The organism is Paenibacillus sp. J22P15 (assembly GCF_056269345.1).
The window spans coordinates 1-21,643 of record NZ_JBWDNT010000013.1 but is presented as its reverse complement, the minus strand read 5'-3'; the positions used below and the strand labels follow the sequence as shown (position 1 = coordinate 21,643).

The 21,643-nt window shown below is 44.6% G+C and carries 15 protein-coding genes and 1 pseudogene; 5 read left to right on the top strand and 11 right to left on the bottom strand.

The annotated features are described in order from the left end of the window. Positions 1–545: 545 nt before the first annotated feature. The 5 genes from AC0YN6_RS21680 to AC0YN6_RS21660 all read right to left on the bottom strand — a co-directional run bounded on the left by AC0YN6_RS21680 (position 546) and on the right by AC0YN6_RS21660 (position 7,112). Positions 546–917 carry a DUF4180 domain-containing protein gene (locus AC0YN6_RS21680; protein ID WP_475749399.1) on the bottom strand — a complete coding sequence of 124 codons (372 nt, stop codon included), beginning with the start codon at positions 915–917 and terminating at the stop codon, positions 546–548. 205 nt (positions 918–1,122) lie between these two features. Further along, positions 1,123–3,159, bottom strand: coding sequence for a GxGYxYP domain-containing protein (locus AC0YN6_RS21675; RefSeq protein WP_475749398.1), 2,037 nt, complete (start codon positions 3,157–3,159; stop codon positions 1,123–1,125). Positions 3,160–3,817: 658 nt separating this feature from the next. Continuing rightward, a complete protein-coding gene (locus AC0YN6_RS21670) occupies positions 3,818–4,771 on the bottom strand; it encodes a metallophosphoesterase family protein (protein ID WP_475749396.1) in 954 nt (317 codons plus the stop codon). Positions 4,772–4,796: 25 nt separating this feature from the next. After that, positions 4,797–5,774: a metallophosphoesterase family protein gene (locus AC0YN6_RS21665; protein ID WP_475749395.1), complete on the bottom strand. Its 978-nt coding sequence runs from the start codon at positions 5,772–5,774 to the stop codon at positions 4,797–4,799. Positions 5,775–5,846: 72 nt separating this feature from the next. Beyond that, positions 5,847–7,112: an alpha-L-fucosidase gene (locus AC0YN6_RS21660; protein ID WP_475749394.1), complete on the bottom strand. Its 1,266-nt coding sequence runs from the start codon at positions 7,110–7,112 to the stop codon at positions 5,847–5,849. A gap of 631 nt (positions 7,113–7,743) precedes the next feature. Here AC0YN6_RS21660 and AC0YN6_RS21655 point away from each other — a divergent pair. Genes AC0YN6_RS21655 through AC0YN6_RS21645 form a run of 3 tightly spaced genes read left to right on the top strand, consistent with a single transcriptional unit; the run spans position 7,744 to position 11,304 of the window. After that, a complete protein-coding gene (locus AC0YN6_RS21655; protein WP_475749393.1) occupies positions 7,744–8,667 on the top strand; it encodes an ABC transporter permease in 924 nt (307 codons plus the stop codon). Positions 8,668–8,681: 14 nt separating this feature from the next. Beyond that, the gene (locus AC0YN6_RS21650; RefSeq protein WP_475749392.1) at positions 8,682–9,590 is read left to right on the top strand and encodes a carbohydrate ABC transporter permease; all 909 of its coding nucleotides are present in this window, start codon (positions 8,682–8,684) and stop codon (positions 9,588–9,590) included. A 58-nt stretch (positions 9,591–9,648) separates the two neighbouring features. Then, the gene (locus AC0YN6_RS21645; protein WP_475749391.1) at positions 9,649–11,304 is read left to right on the top strand and encodes a type 2 periplasmic-binding domain-containing protein; all 1,656 of its coding nucleotides are present in this window, start codon (positions 9,649–9,651) and stop codon (positions 11,302–11,304) included. A gap of 176 nt (positions 11,305–11,480) precedes the next feature. Here the strand turns inward: AC0YN6_RS21645 and AC0YN6_RS21640 are convergent, their stop codons facing one another. Then, entirely contained in the window at positions 11,481–12,359 is an 879-nt protein-coding gene (locus AC0YN6_RS21640; protein WP_475749389.1) for a helix-turn-helix domain-containing protein, read from the bottom strand. Positions 12,360–12,445: 86 nt separating this feature from the next. Here AC0YN6_RS21640 and AC0YN6_RS21635 point away from each other — a divergent pair, with 86 nt between their 5' ends. After that, a complete protein-coding gene (locus AC0YN6_RS21635; RefSeq protein WP_475749388.1) occupies positions 12,446–12,790 on the top strand; it encodes a TetR-like C-terminal domain-containing protein in 345 nt (114 codons plus the stop codon). 50 nt (positions 12,791–12,840) lie between these two features. Here the strand turns inward: AC0YN6_RS21635 and AC0YN6_RS21630 are convergent, their stop codons facing one another. The 4 genes and pseudogenes from AC0YN6_RS21630 to AC0YN6_RS21615 all read right to left on the bottom strand — a co-directional run bounded on the left by AC0YN6_RS21630 (position 12,841) and on the right by AC0YN6_RS21615 (position 18,789). Then, positions 12,841–16,683 carry an endo-beta-N-acetylglucosaminidase gene (locus tag AC0YN6_RS21630; RefSeq protein WP_475749387.1) on the bottom strand — a complete coding sequence of 1,281 codons (3,843 nt, stop codon included), beginning with the start codon at positions 16,681–16,683 and terminating at the stop codon, positions 12,841–12,843. Between the two features lie 74 nt (positions 16,684–16,757). Next, positions 16,758–16,895, bottom strand: a pseudogene (locus AC0YN6_RS21625) (transposase); the annotation flags it as partial. A 718-nt stretch (positions 16,896–17,613) separates the two neighbouring features. Further along, positions 17,614–17,766 (bottom strand): hypothetical protein, encoded by a 153-nt coding sequence (locus AC0YN6_RS21620; RefSeq protein WP_475749385.1) that lies wholly within the window; start codon positions 17,764–17,766, stop codon positions 17,614–17,616. A 270-nt stretch (positions 17,767–18,036) separates the two neighbouring features. Beyond that, positions 18,037–18,789, bottom strand: coding sequence for a phytanoyl-CoA dioxygenase family protein (locus tag AC0YN6_RS21615; RefSeq protein WP_475749384.1), 753 nt, complete (start codon positions 18,787–18,789; stop codon positions 18,037–18,039). Positions 18,790–19,207: 418 nt separating this feature from the next. Between AC0YN6_RS21615 and AC0YN6_RS21610 the strand changes: the two genes are divergently transcribed. After that, positions 19,208–20,485, top strand: a complete 1,278-nt coding sequence (locus tag AC0YN6_RS21610; RefSeq protein ID WP_475749382.1) for an IS110 family RNA-guided transposase — start codon at positions 19,208–19,210, stop codon at positions 20,483–20,485. Positions 20,486–20,917: 432 nt separating this feature from the next. Here AC0YN6_RS21610 and AC0YN6_RS21605 read toward each other — a convergent pair whose 3' ends face one another. Continuing rightward, the gene (locus tag AC0YN6_RS21605; protein ID WP_475749381.1) at positions 20,918–21,319 is read right to left on the bottom strand and encodes a hypothetical protein; all 402 of its coding nucleotides are present in this window, start codon (positions 21,317–21,319) and stop codon (positions 20,918–20,920) included. Between the last annotated feature and the right edge of the window lie 324 nt (positions 21,320–21,643).

The window sequence follows — 21,643 nt, the reverse complement described above, 5'->3', positions numbered from 1 at the left end:
GCTATCCTGCCTGTTAGTTAAACGAAAAAAGCAACCGCTTCTTTGACCAGTTGCTATCGTTTTGCATTCAACTATCGTGTCCCGTTAGTGGAATCGAATCCTAATCGCCATCAACTCGGATTTTTTTCACTTTCTTATATGAAATAACATCCAAGAACTCTGGACTGTTGTTTGGTATTCAGCAGCTTAACTTTCTGAGAAATAAATAACTCGCCCAGCGTTTGTGAGATGCAAATATCGAAACGGAATTAATCGTACACTAAGCAATTATCCGCATGAACCGGGGGCTTTTCTAGTAAAGGAACCCGGTTTTCTAATCGAAACTAGAGGAAAATTGTTCTACTATCGTACCCAGTTACTTTAATGATATTACCCGTTAGTTCAAATAACTACTAATTGTCAAACCAAAATACCATCCAAACATTCTCAGGCTCATCAATTTTACTCAGACGTGAGATAAACTGTGTGAGCGTCCCCATTTTCTTTATCACTTTGTTTCTTTACCTCGTGGCTAACATCGTCAGGCAGTCCCTTTGGCTGCGATATTAGTTGATACTGTGAAGAGCGTGAAGTGCATCCTGTTTATCTTTTAAAAAGAATACCTGCTTGCCGTTGTTACACTCATAAATAAAATCCTTCAAACTCTTGCTGTTATACTCAACGAAATCTCCAACAATAGCGAGCTTTACATTGTAGTTCGCATATTTCTGCAGTACATCACCTGCAAGTTTGGTTTTTAGCTCGAAGAAATCCTTAGTTATGTTCGATTTGTTAATCATTATTTTATAGCATCCATTGTAGTTGTAACTAATAGAAGCCATTAAATCCAATGCATCTTGTACATCGTGTATTACGATGTCAGAGCTATCTACAATAGCGACCTTAGAATTACCATTTTGGTCGATAAATATATTCATTTTTATTCCGCCTTTCGTTGATAAGATGCTTTAATCTAACAATTCTAACACATTATTCACACTGAAAAGCATGCTACAAGAACAATGATTTACACGGTTATCCTAAAATCGTCCTACGATTATTGCTTAAAGGGCTGTCCCAAAGGTCTATATCCTTTTGTGACAGCCCTCACTATTTACTAAGAACACTAATTACTTCTCAAACTTATTTGGACAATCCATAGGCTTTTCTGACGAGTGAGAAATATTCATCAGCCTTAACGATTTGGTATTCTGGCCCAAGAGATTCAGTGATAGCTAAAACATCCGATGGTGTCATACTCCAAGCGTTGATCCCAATTGAAATAAACTTTGAAGATTTGCCATCCCAGTCTTTCTTTGCATCAGTCAATAAATTTTTACCGTCCTGAACAGTTGAGATGCCTCGCATCATAGATACCGGAAGGCTCCCATTCATGATTTTAATATTGTCTTTATCTTCCCCTGCCAAGAAAAGACCTGGTAGTTTATAATTTTCCTCATACGCAGCTGCCGTCGAATCGCTGAGCGGAATGTCTTTTCCAAGTTCCCGATTCAGCACATAAGGATACGACATGTCGGTTTTCTTAAGATACGAATAGGATTGTTTCAGGTATTCCGTAAATGTCTCCTTCGGCCAGACATGCGGATTGAAGTAGCTCGCTCCAGATGGTCCTGCGATAAGCAGATCATTTTTCGTCGCAGTTGAACGGTAATGATTCAGAATGGCAGGAGCAGCATCATACAGCAGCGGGCTTGCGGTCCAGTTAATTGGTACTTTGCCTCGAGCGGGATCATCCCATAAGTTACGCATATGATTCTGGTCATATTGCAAGTTGTCACCTTCGCCAAAGGTATAAGTGATGTAAATTTTATTCTCCAGCTTAGGATCAACTCGTTTTGGTGTCGGTTGTTGTTTTACTTTTGTTCCTGAAAATACGGTCATGTTATGAAACCAGTCAGAAGGTAAAACATAAACACTATGACGAGACGTTAGTTCGAGACCAGCTACCTCCCCTTCGAAATCATTGTCGAACCACCCCAAATAAGGTGTCCCCGGCTTTACATCGGATAGAATCTTCTCGAAAAGCACCTTTTCCTCAGGTACACTTGTTGACAGCCAGAAGACCATCGCTTTGTTTGCTACGGCATAATCTCGTAGATAACCAAAAGGTTCCTTCTCCTCAGACGAGACTGGTTTAATATTGCTTGCAGATACTTTGTATTGGTTCCACATTTCAATAGATACTGTTAATTGCTTCGTATTAGCTGTAGGTTTAAATTCGTATACAAAGTAATTGCCGTGATCTACGAAGCGGTGATCGCTTCCAGGTAAAAATTTGGAGTTATGTCGGTCATAGAGAAAAGATTCTTCTTCGGAGGTACCCGTTTTAAAATCTGAGATGACCTGTCCGTCTGCCTTCACAGTCACTTGATGAACTGCAGGCCCCCAGCCATCCTGAGGAAAGGCATCATCGAAGCGGAGATAGACAGCCTCTTTTCCCAAATATGAAGACAAATCAAATTCATATGTTTTCCGATTACTTCTATCACGAACTTGTTCCTTTTCGATAGCAATCGTTTGGAACAATTCAGAATTTCCTGGCGGGATCGGGATGGATGTGTTCGGACTCAATCCGACCAACATTCTTTGAGTCGTTTGGCTCCAGAGATTCTCATATTGCCAATTGTACGCATCCATACGATTTTTAAATTTGCCTTGTAAGTCTTCAAGTAAAGACAGGTTATACGGTGCAGCAGTTAATTGTTGTGCAAGTTCAGGACTGGCGACAACGGCATCTTTTAGTCCTGCAAGTGTAGTTGCCACATTAATCGAATCCGGTATATTAGGATCATATACAATAATGCCTTTAATCTCTTTTGCATATTTCTTGAAAACATCCATAGCATTGTCATGTTGCTTATAAGGAACCTTTAAATCCTTCAACCAAGGGTCAACTTTATTCTGAAGCACATAAATTCGTGGTTGTTTCCTGTTTATTATTCCTTCAAGGGTTGTCAAAAGCAATTTGATATCCCCTGATGCCTCATATACATTGGCAACATCCAAATGTTTAGCTTTATCGAAGTTTGGAAGCGCTTGATTTTTAGGCCATTTTAAAGAATTCACTTCCGTTGAAGCATCAGTAGCAGCAAATGCGCTGACCGATAACGCTATTGTACAGACTATGGTAATACACAAAACTGCTAACTTACGAATCATAATTTTCATTTCTCCTTTTAATTGTGATGTGATCTAACGGAACAAACAACGTTCTCTTCTTTTTCACTCCCTCCTTCAACAACAAGTAAAATATGACTAATTTGTATATTAAATATGTTGTATATAATTTTCAATACCTTTGACAAACGTTCCTTAAATTCTACATATAATTACAAAATAACGACATTTTTTCGGAAAAACGATTGTTTTGTTGGTTTAAAATTTAATTTCGTTTCATTTTCGAATTCAAAATATGAATCCACTCTATTTTCAGATAATTATATTTAACATGTTTAATTTGGTTCATTTATTACTCTTGCCGTAAGCCTCATGTAGCATGTGAAATAGTAATTCAAAACTCCAGCACTTGGATAAAGAGAGACACTATAGTTATAAAAAAATAAAGAATGCCTGGACCCTTAAAGGATGCAAGCATTCTATTAATAAGACTTGTCAATGGATGATTCGTAACAATGTTTATGAAAATTTTCCCTATTAAAAAATTTGACTAGCGACACATTCAATTTTCTTCCACACTAAAGAAAAAATGGAGTAGCTGCCGAAGGCAAACTACTCCATGGTGCGTTGAACTAACTTTTCCCGTTAAAGCACTTTGGATCATGGCTCATCACTTTATTTGATGGGATTTGAAATTTGACTACCAATTCAGTTCACGATCTGTAATATTCGGCGTGATCTCCCGCCCAGAACAAATACCGCTATGTCCAAGCTCGCGCGGGCTCGGTCCCACAAAACCACTCCGTACGCCTTTCAGCGACAGCCCCTTCGGCTGCAGCGTCACAATTGCGAAGAGCGGATCCTTATACGGTGCGACATATCGGATAGCGTAGTGCTTCTCCGTGATTTCTTCCGAATACCGCTTACATTCGTACCCTTCGCCTAACCATTGATTCGACATGCTGTTCAGCTCCACATAGTGGATGCCATCTTTCGTCTCCGCATGGTCGATATGGTCATGTCCGCTCAGACAGGCGACAACCTTCTGGAATCCTGCATCCCGATTCGCTTCAACGAGGATGGCGTGTATCGCCTCGCGATTTACGATGCCGTCTACTGGATTTTCCAGGCTTTGATGGCTGAATATGACCGTTCTTTTGTCCGTCGCCACCAAATCCTGCTTCAACCATTCGAGCTGCTCATCCGGAATGAACGGTAGCGCGTTCGGAATTTGGCAATAAGAAAAATAATTGCCCCGTTCGAAAGCAACGAACCGACCGTCCTCCGTTTGAAAGTAGTTCGCATCCAGCACGACGAAATGATAGTCTCCGAAGTCATAAGAATAATAGCTGCTTTCTAACCCTGCAAACCGTAGAAATGTCTCCTTATCGCTGATGTCGGTATCGTGATTGCCGACAACATGATATTTCGGTCCCTCGAAGCTTTCCCATATGCGATAAAATGAAGCGTTCTCCGCCTTCGGTTGACACAAATCACCCAGTTGGACGATAAAATCGATCTGTTCTCCATTCATCCGATTTATAAATTGCTGCAACCTTTGTTCGCCGTCATGCATAATATCCTGATGCAAATCGGCAAAAATGCCGAATTGGATCGTTGCTGGCGCGGATTGCGACACTCCCTTATCCTGCATGGCCCTCGTCCTCCTTAGCCGAACGTTACGCTTTGCGGCCTTCCGGCAAATGCTCCGGTTGCTCTAGGACCACATTGCCCTCAAAATCGCGAATCCAAGTATCGAACTTCCGCTCGCCCGCCTTCAGTTGAATAACGCGAGCACCAACGGGCATATGGTCGTTTCTTACCCCATCAATAAAGCTCACATACCGGGTCGATCGTCCGTAACAAAGCTTGATTCCGTGCAGCTCTCCAACGAAGTCATTGGCATGGTCGTGGCCGACGAATGTCCCCATCACATCACCCATTTCCACCATCGCCGTGAAAAAGCCCGAATTGATCTGCGGACTCGCACAATAACCGTCATACCGGTACCCGCGGCAAACGTGGAAATCCCACACCTCGTTATACTCCGGCAGCGGAATATGGAAGAACGCAAGCGCTGGCAAAGGTTTGCCGCCATTGCGCAGCGTCAGCTCGCGCGACTGTTTTGTATACCAATCGATCTGGTCGCGCCTAATCCACGCGTAACCTCCGACTCGGCTGCCATGGGCAGGATAATCTCCGCTATCGAGAAAATAAAGCGCTGCAGCTGGTTTTCCGCTTTCATCCGTGACAGTCAAGACGTAATTGCCTGCTCCGCTTACATCTTCCGGATCTTCAAGCGCAACGTTGTAAGGATGCTTCAACTGCTCTTCATGCATCGCTTTACGCGGCACGACCCCTTCGGAATCGTGATTACCGAACACAGCCGCCCAACTGACGCCAAGTCGTTCTACAACGGATACAGCAACGCGCATCGACTTGATCGGATCCTTCGCCCGATTGCTCGCGATCACATCCCCCGCAAATACGACCAAATCCGGCTGCTCGGCAAGAATGATCACTTCCATCGTACGCAGTGTTGCGGCGTCGTATTCCGGCGTTTCCGGATCATAATCGAATTCATCTAACAGTTCCGTATCGGAAAATTGTACGATTTTGAATGTGCCGTCCTCGCGAAAGGTTAATTTACGCTTCATTGTAGAAATCTCCCGTTTTTTATAATTGAGCTTTTCGACCCACAGGTTCGCGAATCGGACGTTCTCGTTAATTTATATGGATTCAGCTTCGATTTCCGCTACCCGCACGACCAGATTAATCCCGTACGGATACCCCGTTGCGTTGAAGGTAAATGATCCAGCAGTTTCATCCTGCTTGAATGGCAGCTTTTCTCCATTGTCGAGCCAACGAATCGAACTGATTTTGCGCGAGAGTCCCGTGAAGGATTTATCCCCAGCTCCGCCGCCGCCAACGGTTACATTTTCGTGGCCGCTAATTTTCAAATTGTAGATGAATGCATACAGCTTGCCGTCCAACGTTTCCAGAACGAAGTTGCTCCCTTCGCCCTTCACGTCGCTTGGTTTGCCTTCGTAGATCGGCTTCCTGTGGAGTGCAATCCACTCGCCGATCGTCTCCATCAAATGCAGCTGAATTGGCACAATCCCGCCTGTTGCTGTCGGTCCCACGTTCAACAAATAATTCGCACCCACTTTGCGGCAGGCGCACAAGCTCTCAATCAAATACGGCACTGATTTATACGCGAAATCGATGCTGCCGATGCCCCAATGATCGTTGATCGTTTCACACATTTCGGCCGCAACATATTTCGCCATGCCTTCCCGGTTCATCGGCTCAGGATGCCCTTGCTCATAAGTCACGCTATCGATTTCCGGGTGCCCCGTCGCTCCGCGTTGATCCAACCCCGTGTTGTTGATAATGAGTGCGTCTGGCTGAAGTCGGCGAATCATGCTGTACAGCTCGTCAAGCTTCCAGTCTGCGTCCGGTTTGCTCCAGTTGCCGTCAAACCATAATCCACCGATTTTCCCGTAATGGGTACATAAGATTTCAACGGACTTGTATAAGTATTCGAGATAGGTTTCGAAATCGTTCTCGAAGCTTTCCTCATGCCAATCCAGTGTCGTGTGGTACAGCATCGGCAGTAAATCTTCCTCACGGCAGGCCGTTACGAATTCGGCGATCAGGTCGCGACCAGCCGGGCTGTGCGGTGCGTCGTATTCGTTCAGCCCCCGTGTGTCGTACAAGGAGAAGCCGTCGTGATGGCGGGTTGTAAGCGTAATGTAGTTCATGCCGGATCTTTTGGCGATGCGTGCGATTTCTTTGGCATCAAAGTCAGCAGCGGTGAACGTGTCCTGCAGCTTCACATATTCCAGCATCGGGATGTTGCCCAGATGTTGAATCCATTCGCCTTGTCCTAGCTGTGAATATAAGCCCCAATGAATAAACATTCCGAAGCCCAACTGCTCAAAATGTGCGATTCGGGGCTCCGGTATCGGTATATTGTTTTGTGTCATCATCATATTCCTCTCATTTTGGATTAGATATGACTCTATTGTAACCTTCACCCTGAACGATAAACGATGCATAAAACTAACGTTCATTTATACAAAACTAAGTTGTAACCACGCATTTGTGCGGACCCACATCTAGAAGGACAACCATTCTATGACCTGACGATTGTACAAATAAATGATTATTTGCTAAATACTTCTTTGAATGGTTCGGATAAAATAAAAACAATATTTAGCTTACTCTAAGGGGAGTGAGATGCAAGAAAAAATGAATTCAGTGACTTTTAAGGGGGGGACGGATAAACTTGCGCATTTTCCATTGAAAGCGCTATCTCGATGATGAACAAAGATTTGTACGGCTCAATATTGAGCTACACCCGCAACGACTATATGTAGCAGATGGTGATCTCAATAATTGAGCGTATTCATCGCTATCTAACCCTCATCCAATATCCAACCAGGCTCGAAGCAATGAGTACCCACATGAATAATTCGGTTCACCGATTACTAGAAAACTAAGTTAGATCGTTCTAACGGAATCTAGCCCATTTTATCCACATATAAAATCGTGTACGATATATTAAATTTCTTACATGGTTTGGTAAGCGTTTTCATTAAAAAACGTTTGGAGGAATGTCTTTTGGCTGTTCGAATGACTGCCTACTGGAAAAAGAATATTGTCCGGCATTGGCAATTGTATGCCATCGTCGCCGTTCCCGTTGCTTTTCTAATCATTTTCAATTATGTCCCGCTCCTCGGCATCCAACTTGCCTTCAAAGAGTTCAACCCGATTCAAGGCATCTGGGGCAGCCCGTGGGTAGGCGGCAAACAGTTTACTATGTTTTTCGAATCTCCGTTTTTCTGGCCGATCATTAAGAATACGCTGCTGCTTAGCGTCTACTCGCTTTTCATTGGCGCGCCGGCAGCTATTCTTCTTGCTCTGGCTATGAATGAGGTGGGCAATCAACGTTTCAAGAAGGTCGTTCAAATGTTCACCTATGCTCCTTATTTTATTTCCACGGTTGTATTAGTCGGGATCATTAATATCGTGTTGTCGCCATCGACCGGATTGTATGGTCAATTGACGGGTTTGGTGGGCATTACGGATCCAATCGATATTTTAGGCGATCCAAGCGCATTCTCTTCCCTCTTTGTATGGTCAGCTGTTTGGCAGGAAACCGGATACGGAGCGGTTGTCTACTTGGCGGCATTATCGGGCGTCAATCCGGAGCTGTATGAAGCGGCCAGGATCGACGGCGCCACCCGGCTCAAAAAAATATTCCATATCGATTTGCCTGCCATCCGCCCTACCATTATCATTCTGTTTATTATGGCGATCGGCGGTCTACTCAGCGTGGGCTTCGAGAAAGTGTTTCTACTACAAAATATTATGAATCTCAGTACGTCAGAGGTCATATCGACTTATGTTTATAAGATCGGACTCGTAAATATGAATTACAGCTTTGCTGTTGCCGTTGGCTTGTTCAACTCCGTCATTGGGTTTGTGCTGATCTTCATCGCGAACTTCCTAGCTCGCAAATATTCCGATTCGAGTCTGTTTTAATGAAAGGGGCGGCAATGAAAGTGAGAAAGAACACGCTCATCAAAGAGTCTTTGCCCGATCGGATCAGCATGGCCATCATCTATACGATGCTTACGCTCGTGTTGATTGCCGTTGCCTATCCGCTGATCTATATCGTCAGTTCGTCATTCAGCTCTTCGACGGCCGTTATGGAGGGTCGCGTTTGGCTGCTGCCCGTTCAACCGACACTGAACGGGTATCATGCCGTATTTCAATATCCACAAATTTGGAACGGTTATATAAATTCCATTATTTATACCGCATTGGGATCCCTAATAAGCATCAGTCTAACGGTCATGATGGCTTACCCGTTATCACGAACGACATTTGTTGGACGAAAACTGCTCGTTTGGGCGCTGTTGTTCGCTATGTTGTTCAGTGGAGGGCTGATCCCGTTCTATCTAGTTGTGAGATCGCTTCACATGCTGGATACAATATGGGCGATGGTGTTGCCAGGTGCACTTAGCGTCTTCTCGGTCATCGTAGCGAAGACGTTCTTTCAGTCGACCATACCCAACGATCTGTACGAAGCAGCTCAGTTGGATGGATGCAACGATGGCCGTTATCTTATCAGTATTGTATTGCCGCTGTCTAAGCCAGTCCTTGCCGTTCTACTGCTTTGGTCTGCAGTGGGTCAATGGAATTCCTACTTCAACGCGTTGATCCTACTGGATAGTGAGAAGATGTACCCGCTGCAGCTCGTGCTACGCGAAATATTGGTACTCAATTCGGTCTCGCTCGGCTCGATGAGCCTATCGGCAGAGCAACTGAAGCAGTTCGAGGATATGAAAAACTTGCTGAAATATTCCGTGATCGTCGTTGCCAGTGTACCAATTTTAATGCTTTACCCGTTCATCCAAAAATATTTTGTGAAAGGGGTGATGATCGGTTCTATCAAAGCGTGAACCGGTATGCTTCTTTTCATCTGCTTTCAAAAATTTGAAAGATGGAGGGGTCTTATACATGTCTAAAACAAGTAAAATATCAATTACAGCAGCGTTGATTTGCATACTTTTGATTCTGTCTTCCTGCTCGGGAAATAACGGCGGGAACGGAAAGCAGACCGACAAAGTAGTAGATGAGAATAGCGTCGTTGACGTTTCGTTCTTCGCCGTGCCGTCTGGTGATGTCATCGATCTGGAAACGAACTGGTTTACCAAGTATGTCAAGGATACATACAAACTGAACATCAAGTGGGTGACGTCTCCTTCCAGCGACTCGGCCACCAAGCAGTCTTTGCTGCTATCGGGCGGTAACTATCCGGAAGTGTTTTGGTCAGGATCATTCACGCCTTCTGAAATATTAAAGTTATCTAAACAGGGCATACTCCTTCCCTTGAACAGCTATATCGATACATACGCCCCTAATTTGAAATCGGCGATCGATACAGCTCCCGGATTGAAGCAGGCCATCACGGCACCCGACGGTAATATTTATGGGCTCACTGCGTACAACTCCTGTTTACACTGTTATTGGGGCTCGAAGTTCTGGATGAACACCGCCTATCTGGAGAAATTCAACTTAACGATGCCGACTACAACCGAAGAATTCGAGCAAGTGCTACAGGTGTTTAAGGATAATGGGTTGATTCCGCTGTCTGGTACATCGGACGGCTATGATCCAACCGTGTTCCTTATGAATGCGTTCATCTACCACAATAACTCTGATCTTTTTAATGTGGATGATGGAAAGGTTACGTACGCTCCTATGCAGGAAGGATGGAGAAATGGACTCACCTACATCAATAAACTTTATTCGAAGGGCTTGATCGATAAACAGGCATTTAGCCAGAAAAGTGAGGTACTTAAACCACTAGCCGCACAAGATAAAGTTGCTGTCATTCCTTCACTATATAGTGGCGCCTTCCTTGACGCGGGGCACAAGAGCTATCCCGACTGGAGCTCCATGGCGCCGTTGAAAGGTCCGGATGGTACGCAATATGCTTCCTTCAGCGGTAATACGCCAAGGTCGATGTCCGTCGTTGTGACGAAAAAAGCGACCGAGGCTCAAATCATCCGCCTTATAAAGCTGATAGATTTCATCTACACGCCAGAGGGCACACAGATGATGAACTTCGGCGCAGAAGGAAAGTACTGGACGAAAGCCGCTGCAGGAGTAAAGGGGCTTGACGGCGAGCAAGGGCTGTTCGTCACCCAATCCGATAAGTTCTATTCGGCTGGCGCGAAGCAAAATGAAGGCTGGAACCAGATGGGTCCGGTATACCAGAATATGACGTGGCGTAACGGCTTCGTCGAGGCCAAACCGCCATTTTCCGCCGACGGACTGGAGTCGTTGCTGCTGCTGGAGACGATGAAAAACTATACCGGGCATCAGCCGGATCAAGTCTATCCTGGCGCGATCTGGATGGAGCCGGAACAATATCAGAAATATGCGTTGCTCAAGACCAATATAGAGCAATATGTGAATCAATGGAAAGCACAGTTCATCCTGGGCAGCAAATCGCTAGACACTGATTGGGACTCGTATGTGAAAGGTTTTGAAAAGTTGGGCCTTCCCGAGTTTTTGGAAATGGCGCAAAATGCGATGAAAGAACCGTTTGACACAACTGCCTATAAGCCAGATGCCAAAACGATTGAATTTCTATCCTCATTAGAGTAACGTCGTGAAATGATAATTGTGTAAAGGGCCAGTTTCTATTACGGCCGAGGGGGAAGGGCGATAGCCCCTCCTCTTTTTTGCGTTTCGATGGAACGGGGCACACCCATATGACAATTAAAATATATGTGCAACGGTTAGATGCAATGAGCTTCCCGGATCCGACCCTCAAGCGTCGATCATTTCTGGCCTCTTCGATATTGCAAGGGGGTTGTTCCAGTGATTTTCCGGAACAGTCTGGAGAAAAAGTGGATGGATGAAAAATCATGCTTCTCCGCTATTTCCGTGACGGTAAGCTGAGAATTGCTCAAGTCGTATTTTGCTCTGTTGATTCGGAAGTGATTCATGTATTGTAGGGGCGACATTCCCGTCGCATGCTTGAACAGCTCGAAAAAATAGCCTCGCGAGATCTGCAGATCTTCATAATAATGTTCCAGCGGCTCCGGTCGGCCCCGCATCAAATCCTGATCCAAACACTCCAGCAGCTTATCCATACGCGGGTCCGGAAATTGCGCCCCATTCAGTGCGAAGCTTAAAAAATACTCGATAAATGCTTGAAACCGACTTTGCACCTTCAAGCTCCTCAGTATCGTACGTTCAGTTGGATACAAATTGTCCGTGTAGAAGCCTTCGAATAGTTCGGTCCAGATGCGTATTCGTTCAACAATCGAATGCTCCGGAATGGAATAGAGAAAAGCCGGGCCGATCATGTCGGCCTGTACTTGCGGGAAATCGTATACAATCGTTGACGGTGACTTGAATCGCGCTTGCCGGTCTACGAAGTGCCAGTCGAAATAACAGCAAATATGTACCATCGGATCATAATCATCCGCAATCCATTCATGGATCTGCCCTGGAGGGATATAGACCAGCGAGCCGGGCTGGGCTATATGCGTCCGTCCGCATGTATGTATGACACCTTGACCCTCGCTGATCAGATAGAGGGAGCTTCCATAACATATACGCTGCGAGCTGGTCTGTCCTTTGGAGAACGGGTATCGGGTCGCATAATAAACATATGGGTGCAAGGATGTAATATTCATATGGTTATAGTACAAAAAAATGAACTCTCTGTAAATACAAAAACGTTCGGTTGAGGTTATATTTACTTGTAGTTTAAACGTAAAAAAGAGAACTCATTCACATGGTAGATTCCCGTTTCTTGAATATTACGGGCACCCTAAGCAGTATCTCACTACTCCCTGTATTTGAATATTTTGAAGAGCATTATTTGTTTTATTGTACAATGCTAGAAAAAGGGGGCGGCCAATGTTTCCGAGATCGTCTACAACAGGCCGTCATGGAAGGACATGATGTTGGCGTAGAATCTAGTGATCATGAGCTCAAAGAGGTGATGCATTCCCAGTATAGAGCTGCACCTTTTGTAGGTGTTGTGGAATGGTGGATTAAGAATCAAATGCCACTGTCACCGATCGAAATGGCTCGAAATATGCGAGGTTTAATCCAAGAAAATACCCCTTCCAAGTAAATGATACCTTTCAACACCATAGACTTGGAAGGGATCGAACCTAGGGGTACTTACTCTATAATTTTGCTAGCAACAAATACAAGGTCCTCAATATCGATCTTTAAGTCTTTGTTCACGTCCAGATGCTTTACACGTTCCCAATCTGGGCTGACAGAAGTTGTACCGTAGTTCGCCGCGATCATCGCAAGATCTCCGATACTTACCTTGCTGTCATGGTTCACGTCGCCTGGTATACCTGGATTGACGATCTTAGGCTGGATCTGAACAGTAATCGTGGATGGTGATCCTATGATTTCTTTGCCTGTATCATCGCCCATCGTAGCATTCTTGACGGATATCGATGCTGCAGCCGCTTGCTCAACCACAGCTGCTTTGAACTTCAGCTTCAATAGCTGTATTTCGCCCTTCATACCATTCTCTGTTCCGTTACTTGCTAGAATGAAGCGCAATTTGCCAGGCTGATCTTTGACGGTCGAGACAAGACTGATTCCATCTTTGACTGGCTCAGCAGAAATGAATTGAAGCAGCTTCGAGTCATATTCCATAGCCGTATCCAGCGCATAAACGCTTTGGGTTACAGAACGAAGTCCGAATTGCACAGCGAATTCTTTACCGGATTCAACGCTGCTATCAGCGAACAGAGTTGTTCCTGCTTCGGCAGGTGTTCGAAGCACCTGATAGACATTCAGCTCAGCAGCACCTGCAATATTGCCTACTGCCTCGATCGCTTCGAGACGAATATGAGATGCTGCTATTTTGGAAAACTTCACGCTCTTCTCTTTGTCTTCTGCAGCCCATACGCCGCTGACGACGGGTTTGAAGTTAACCCCATCCGTGCTGACAGACAATGCGTATTTGGTAATGGTTCCTTCAGGTGTGTCCTTGCCCGGTGGGAAGTAGCTGATCTGGTTCACATCATACGTACTACCAAGGTCAAGAGTGATTGATGCTGGTAAAAGCGTTGATGATTTGGACTGCCACAGGGTAGCCGAATCGCCGTCTAGCACTCTACTTGGTTCGAAGCCCACTTCGAAGTTTGTAGCTGTAGCCGTCATGCCGGATTGCGCAATTTGTTCATTAGCTTCAAAGACAGGTTCTTTTGTGTAGGCCGTACTGTATCTGAGACTTTCATCGGATCCTTCACTTTGAACCGTGTAATAAATTCTCCCTGCATCTGGCCCGAAATCCAGCGTTTCAAAAGTTATGGTACCGTCTTTGGTTGCCAGTTTCTCAGCTAACACTTCCTTGGTGTCCAATGATTTGTATAATCGAACCTTTTGGCCATTCCGTACACGCTCAAGTACGACTTTATCCTGAGCCCCTTCTTGGTTATCCGCAGTTACGAAGTGCATCAAAACATTTTCTGTTTTCGGCAATGCCCCGCGCTCGAACATCTGCCATTCATAGATCCGAATCCCTCCCCACGGAGATGAACCGCTATTATATACTTGAAGCTTGAATTCACGGGCTGTTACAGGCTGATCCAAGATGATATCTGTCACGGCGCTGTAATTGTCACGAATCCGCTTGGCACTGATCCAATTTCCTGCGTCATCCTTGTACAGCAGCTCGAAATCAATCGTGTTCATATCCTTGGCTTCACCGCCATATTCGGCATGCTCCACGCGCCAACGGCGAATGGTCTTCGTCTCGCCAAGATCAATCGACATGTAGCCGCTCTGCCTATTTGTCGCGCACCATTTACTGTTCCCTGTCGCGGTTCCATCTAGCGCCTTCGCAGCAGGTTCCGCTTCGTTCTCAGCCGATACCCCGGTTACTGTGGCATGCAGTGCGACATTCAGTGAGGACGAATGGTCACTGATTTCGGTCGCTGATGTGTCTACGCCCCACTGGAATGCGATTTCCGCCGCTGCACCGCGTTGATGGTCCGGATTCACAGGCACAATTTGTAGCGTTGTGATATTATCTGGAGAAGCATTCGCAGCCGTTCTAGCAATTTTCGATGCGTAGAAATGACTATTCGGCGTGACGCCTAGGAGTGTTGTAACCCCATCCGAATTCTTCTGATAGACTTCGTAATGGAGCACATTCGCCTTCGGCAACCAGCTCAAGCGAGCTTCCGCATCGTATGCAGTTCGGATCATCTGTTCATCGATCTTAGCCTGATCCGGTGCAGATATCACTGGTGCTACTGCATCATAGACGGAGATCTGGCCTAAATGTATTGCTGCGTTCTCCAGTTTGTCGGTATTACTGACTTGAAGACTTAGCGCATACGCTGTCTTCCCCGATTCTCCGCCCAGATCGATTACGGTCGATTTCCATCCTTCACCCGTCTTCGGCAATGCATAATATTTCATCTGATCCTGCGCGTAATCCGCACTGTAAGCTACACCAAGAGATACCTCCGCTCCCGCCTTGTTCTGATACACGAGACGGACCTTCGTTTTGTCCGTGATTGGAAGCTTAGTGCTGTATAGCATCGTATCGTTGACGGAAGCCGCGTTCAACGGGCCGCTGAATTTGAGCGAGTTCCCGCCATTATAGGCTTTGTCGAAGTCATAGGCTACATTGATTCTGCTGCCTACACTGCGAATCCACCAACGCCACGTTGGCATAATGTCTTGGACGGAGCGGTTATTCCACTCTTGGGGCTTCACGACACGGCCATCCGCAAAGTATTGTTTACCATGACCGCTATTGAAATTGGTCGTGAAAGGCATTTCTTGAATGACCGATGAATCTGTTACAAATCGGGCCATTCCCTTCCAGCTGGATGAATCGTCTGCTAGCGTCGGATCCCCTTGCGGACCTGTCCACAAATATTTCTCTTTCTCATGGAAATCGGCAGGATCTGCGGCTAATCCCATCGTGGAGTTCGGCGTATAGAGCGCAATCGAAACTTTGGGTTGTTTCTGCTCATTGAGGAGTGGTGTGGTATTAATCGTGGTGTTATAGGAATTCTGTTGAATTTCGAAGCCTGCATAGGCATCATAAGGATCCCGGTTATGACCGTTCATCGTCGAGACGGTTGTGTTGATCTGACTCGTTCCCCAGTTATAGTTCAAGAAGAACTCATCCACCGCATACGCCCCATCAGCAGCAGGTTTGACATACATATCATTATTGCTGTTAACTGCATTCTGGTAGGATACGTTACCATTATTGGACTGCGCATCATACCAACTGAATTTCAGATTAGATTTCCGCTTGACGTACCGCATCATTTCATTCATTCGTTCTGCCGTCGTCTTGCTGACGCCATAAGTTTCCTGATTCATGAAATAGCCGTCGAATCCATAGTATTCAGCAACTTCGATCATTTTGTCTGCCACGGGGAACGTGCCATCTGATTTTTGCTGCGTGAATGCCGTAACCTCGGCCAGTGCGCCAGGGGTTCCGGCGCCCCAGGGGAATCCTACGGTTGCATAGATAGGCACACCATTGCGATGCGCAGCATCGACAATATCCGGGGATGGGATGGCGAAGATGCCTTCATTGGTTCCCGCCCAGTAAATATAAGAATCTAGCAATTGCCAGTTATCAAATGCATAGACATTGAACTCATCGCTACCGACGGAGCTTGCTTCATCATGATTCCATGTAGTGATTGCAGCCGAGGTAATGCCTGCCTGTGGATGTGCCAGTGGGTTAGTCTGAGCCCCTTTGAATCGTTTGGTATTCAGGGGAATGCTTGCACGGTTCAGTTCAGCATCTGGATCGATGTTAGGCGACCAACGCAGCAACGTTTCAACTCGGAAAGCCGGGGCTAATGGCTGAAGGCTAGTCCGGTCGGCATAATCCTCATTGATGACATCCGTTCCGTCTCCATTTACTGCGGCATACGCGTCGGGTGCAATCATCCCAACGACAAGAGGGAGTAGTAATACAAAAGATAACAATCGCTTATATCTAGCATTTGTACTTTTCATGTATTCCTCCTAGGATTCAATAATATGCTGCCTTCATATCAAGACGAATGTGCAAACGATTCCTCCCTTCTCTCGTAGATGGCCTGCCAAGTTAATGAAGGATACTTGTAAAAGGCGAGTAGAGTGGTCAATTGCTCCTCCCAGGATTTAATCTCCTTTGGGTATAGCTTCTTCCACTTCTCTTTTATACCCTTGAATACAGCACGTGCCACGACGGTGAAGATCTTTCAACACTTCGCGCCAAAAATTGGATCTCTCCTGTCCCCCAACCTAGAAACCCACCTCCTTAATATTGTTCAAAGATAATTTAGCTGCACATTCTTTCTCGCTTACAACACCGCTAGGAGCGATCAGCCTAAATGTTGGGTGCAAATCATTTTTGTGCTACATACTACAGCTTCATTCAAGTCGAGAATCCCTCTTGATTTCCTTTCCTCCCCAAAAAACAGGGTATTTTTAACACTTTCTCCTTTATGATACAACTAATGGAAGCGATTACAAATGATCTATTATGAAGTGAATATGATCTATTATGAAGTGATTATGATCTATTTTGTTTTAAACTTCAATTGATTTGAATGAAATCATCAGTTGTTTTTCAAAGGCTTACGACAAGCTAACGTATTGATGGCGGTTACCTGACAATGATGCTATCGGTAATGTGGTAAATATCTTGTCAAAGACGGAAATGGGTTAAAGTAATCATACTCGGCTAATGGAGTACCTCAGTTCCTTATGGTTTCTTGTGCATCCTGATGTTGGATGACAAGAATCTGTACCGATACCAATGGTCTTATTTTGATTTTCATGTCGGTTTCCATTGCGTTATTCTTCAATATTTCTGATTACTGTGAAGATACTCCAGGAAATCTAGTTCAAATCGAACATCTGTAATGTTTCTAATGTAGCATTTATTATTTTTATAAACCCTTAAACAAATTTGCTTCCATTTGCATCAATGAAGTAATGATCATTAAAATTACCTCTTAGGAATTTACACTTTATTGGCCTTGAAAGGTTGTATATTTCCTCTAAGGCTCCAAGTAATTGATCTTCTTCCCTCATATCAACGCTAATGTTCATGCCGCCCTCATTACCTTTTTAACCTATTTTAGCACAATATGGTATTAAATTAACCTACCAGTAACTCAACCAGAACAGGGAGCAGCACCACGGCGGTGTTGCTCCCTGTTCTGGTTGGACTCCGTTACCCGTTAGCTCAATGCTACCAGCCCCTCTAATATGAAGCTGGTCGTAAACTGAACAACGTATCGGAGGGCGTACCTTGAAGTAGTCGTAACCCCAGTCTACTCGTCAATTAAGACTACGGAACAGCCCTTACTCCTTATTTCTCTATTTTTCCTCAATGATACCCCTAATACCGGGCCAATCCATCCAAATGTTCGTCATAGGAGGGTACAATTCATGATCTACGCGAGTTAACCGATAAAAACAAGCATAACGGGTATGCGGTGAGACGTTCGGGGCTGCGCCATGAGCAATTTGGTAATGTACCAGAACCACATCCCCCGCTTTTCCGGTAATTTGTACAGGCTCCGGCATATCCACAGGCGGCATTCCTTTGAGAAGCGATTCTGGTCCATGCTCCCTAAAATACTGTTCGTAAATATGGTGAGTCCCCGGCCATACTGTAAAATTCCCCGAATAGGGTTCAGGGGTATCACTTAAGAAAATACCTACTAATGCAGTAAAATTGCCAATCGTACCTTCCTTCACTCCATTTAGCGACGAATACATGCCATCGAGGTGCGGGCTTGGCTTCCTTGGCGGGTCTTGCATACTTGGGAATCGAAGAGCAATCTGCCCACCGGTGATTGGCTTGATTTGTCCTTCGCCAATGACGGACTCCGCTAAATCAGAGATTGGGGTATTGTTGTATAAATCCGTAATCACTGGAGAATTTACGAGTTCGGGACAGTAGGATTGAGACCTGAATATCGGTATATCCGATACGTTCATTCCTTCGCCAACAGAATGATTAATTGCCTGCAAGGCTTTATCAATCATAACCTTTGGAACGACATCTGGAATTTTAACATAACCGTTCTTCAGAATTTCCTTCTTCTGCTCATAACTTAATTTCATGGATTTCTCCTCCCAATCGGAAATGTACTCATAACGTGTCCAGGTATTAATTCGATAAAAATCATCACCCTATGATTTCCGGCAATTTGATGCTATATTGCAATATGTTTATTTCAAGTTCATACCTCCAGTATTCTGCGCATTATAATAAAATCCTTTATATAGACTGCAACTGATTTCGTTTCGATAAGTTATCCTCCGTTAGCTCAGTGACACTTTTCTCACATAACTTATATCTTATGTACTGAAAAAACCAGTCCTTTAAACGGACTGGTTTACGCTGCATTCATTCAACTATAGTTCCCCGTTAACATTCCTGTAGGTGTTAGTAGATTCAATTTGCAGAAAAACGAACGCCCCGCTAGGATGAGTATGTACTGGGTTGGAGCCCTCAGAACTCACCTTAGGAGGCGTTATTATGAAGTCTAGACTAACTAAAGCTCAAAATCAACGTGTAGAACGTGTTTCCACTTCTACGCTTGTCATTGGCATCGACATTGCCAAGGAAAAACATGCTGCTCAAGCTATTAACTTTCGAGGTATTGTCCTCACCAATCGCCCTATTATGTTTTCGAACGACCAAGCAGGATTTGAGCATTTAATAAGTAGTATTCGTAAATTACAGAACAGGCACAACTTAAATGACGTCATTGTGGGAATGGAGAGTACCGGTCACTACTGGTTCAATCTTGCTCATTGGTTGATGAAACAAGGGATTTCTGTTGTTCTTGTTAATCCAATGACGACCAAACGCAATAAGGAAAACAGAGATAACTCTCCATCTAAGAATGACCCAAAGGACGCTTTGGTCATTGCCGATGCAGTAAGCCGCGGGTTTTGTACGCCCTTCTCTCCAAAGGAAGAAGCCTTCCGCCGCTTACGGGTTATTGTCACAAACAGAGAGCATTGGGTGGTTAAATCCGGACGGATTAAGAACAGAATCCACCGCTGGTTGGATATCCGTTTTCCAGAATACTGCAAAGCGTTCGAAGATATTTTTAGTCCTCGTTCATTAGCCACTTTGCGTCGTTTCCCAGCCCCATCTGACGTATTGCAGTTAACTCCGGAGCAGATGGTGCAAACTTGGGGCGTTTACATGGCTAGACCTGGCGGTGTGCGAGGCAGGAACAAGGCTATCCAGCTCCAAACACTCGCTAGACATAGCGTTGGAGATGCTACTGCCCTTGAAGAAGACAAATGGGAACTTAGGCACCTCATCGAAGAATATGAACGAATCTACAACATCATTGATGAAGCGGACGAGATCATTAAAAAGCTATTGCCCGAGATCCCCTGTTCTGATCTCGTTCGATCCGTCAGTGTTTCTGTTCCCGCTATGGCTGCCATATTCGCATTTGGCGGGGACTTACGTAAGCTGTCTCACGGAAATCAGTTATTGCGAAAGGCTGGATTAAACTTAGCGGAACGTAGTTCTGGTAAGTATAAGGGGCACATTAAGTTAACCAAACGAGGAAACTCGTTATTACGGAAGCATTTGTACTTCTCAGTGTTTCACCTCTTATCTCACAATCGTGCATTCCAAGCCGTGAATGCACACAATATTGAAGTAAAAGGAATGACGAAGATGCAATCCATGATGAAGTTGATTGGGAAATTGGCTCGAATGCTTGTAGCCATGTCGCGAGAAGGACAAACTTTCTCCGCGGATAAGGCTCAACCGCTACTAGCAGCTTAACGACTAAATTCGCAACCCAGATACGTAGATTAGCTCGTTCGCAGGATTTCACAAAGAAAGCAAGGAGTACCGAGATTTTTACGCTTTAGGGCATAGACCCGTTCCGTTAACGTTGATCGGACTCCACACCTTGGATAGATAGGACGAAGGAATGTAAGGGCATAGACCCGTTGAGATTTGGGAGAGTGAATCCCAAGGACCTTGTGGAGAGAGGCGTGCAGCAAACCTTTCTCAGGAAGATGTTGTAAATAGACCAACACCTTCTATTCCCGCATGCCCTCAAACGGAACTGCCTAGCCCATTTTATGTAATCATTTAAACTCCTATTTAAATCTATATGTGAAATCCTGCGAATTCGCGAGTATTCGTGAGAAAAACCTTATTCTCCGAGGGAGCGTAATGATTTTTTTGTTCTGACTGAACTCTCACTTGTCACCAAATTTTCCACAAAGGTTTGTTTAATTTCTTAATTTCATTAATATCTAATTCAAAACCATCGAACTTTGTATTCGTATCAACTGCGGAAATCATCAATATATCAGCTAGTTCTTCTAATACTTCATTACTCATTCTGCAAACTGGAGTTATTAGTTCTATTATGTACTTTGAGCCCTCATCTTGTTTGATTATGGTTAACTCAAAATCAGTTTTGAATTGTGCCTCCAATCCTTTTGCTTGTTCATACAAATTAGAAACTAAATACGCCTTAATACGTCCTTTATCTCCTTTTCTTACTCCCTTATCACAAAGAGTCTGCCAAAGTTTTTTTGTAATTTCATGCTGTTTTCGTCTTTCAAGCGGGTCAATTTTCTCGATTCCAACGTAAACACGCACTAAGAATTCCCCCGAGTCTTTAATTATTAAAGAATTATATCCGAACTTAATGATATTCGCGAGAAGACTCAGCTATCCTGCCCGTTAGTTGAATAGCAAATGAATTACAACTCGTTATTTTTCAAGTGATTACATATAACGTTGCTAGATTCACGTTTTGCGAATGCAAGTTGTCAGCAGAAAACTCATCCTCGAAATCTTCATATTGAAATAAATGTTCAGTGAGTTTCAAACTTTCACTGAACATTTACAAAAAAGAGCCAAGACCGGAGTCCTGACTCTTTGATGTTCTCGATAATTAAAATACAGTTACAGAACTTCCAT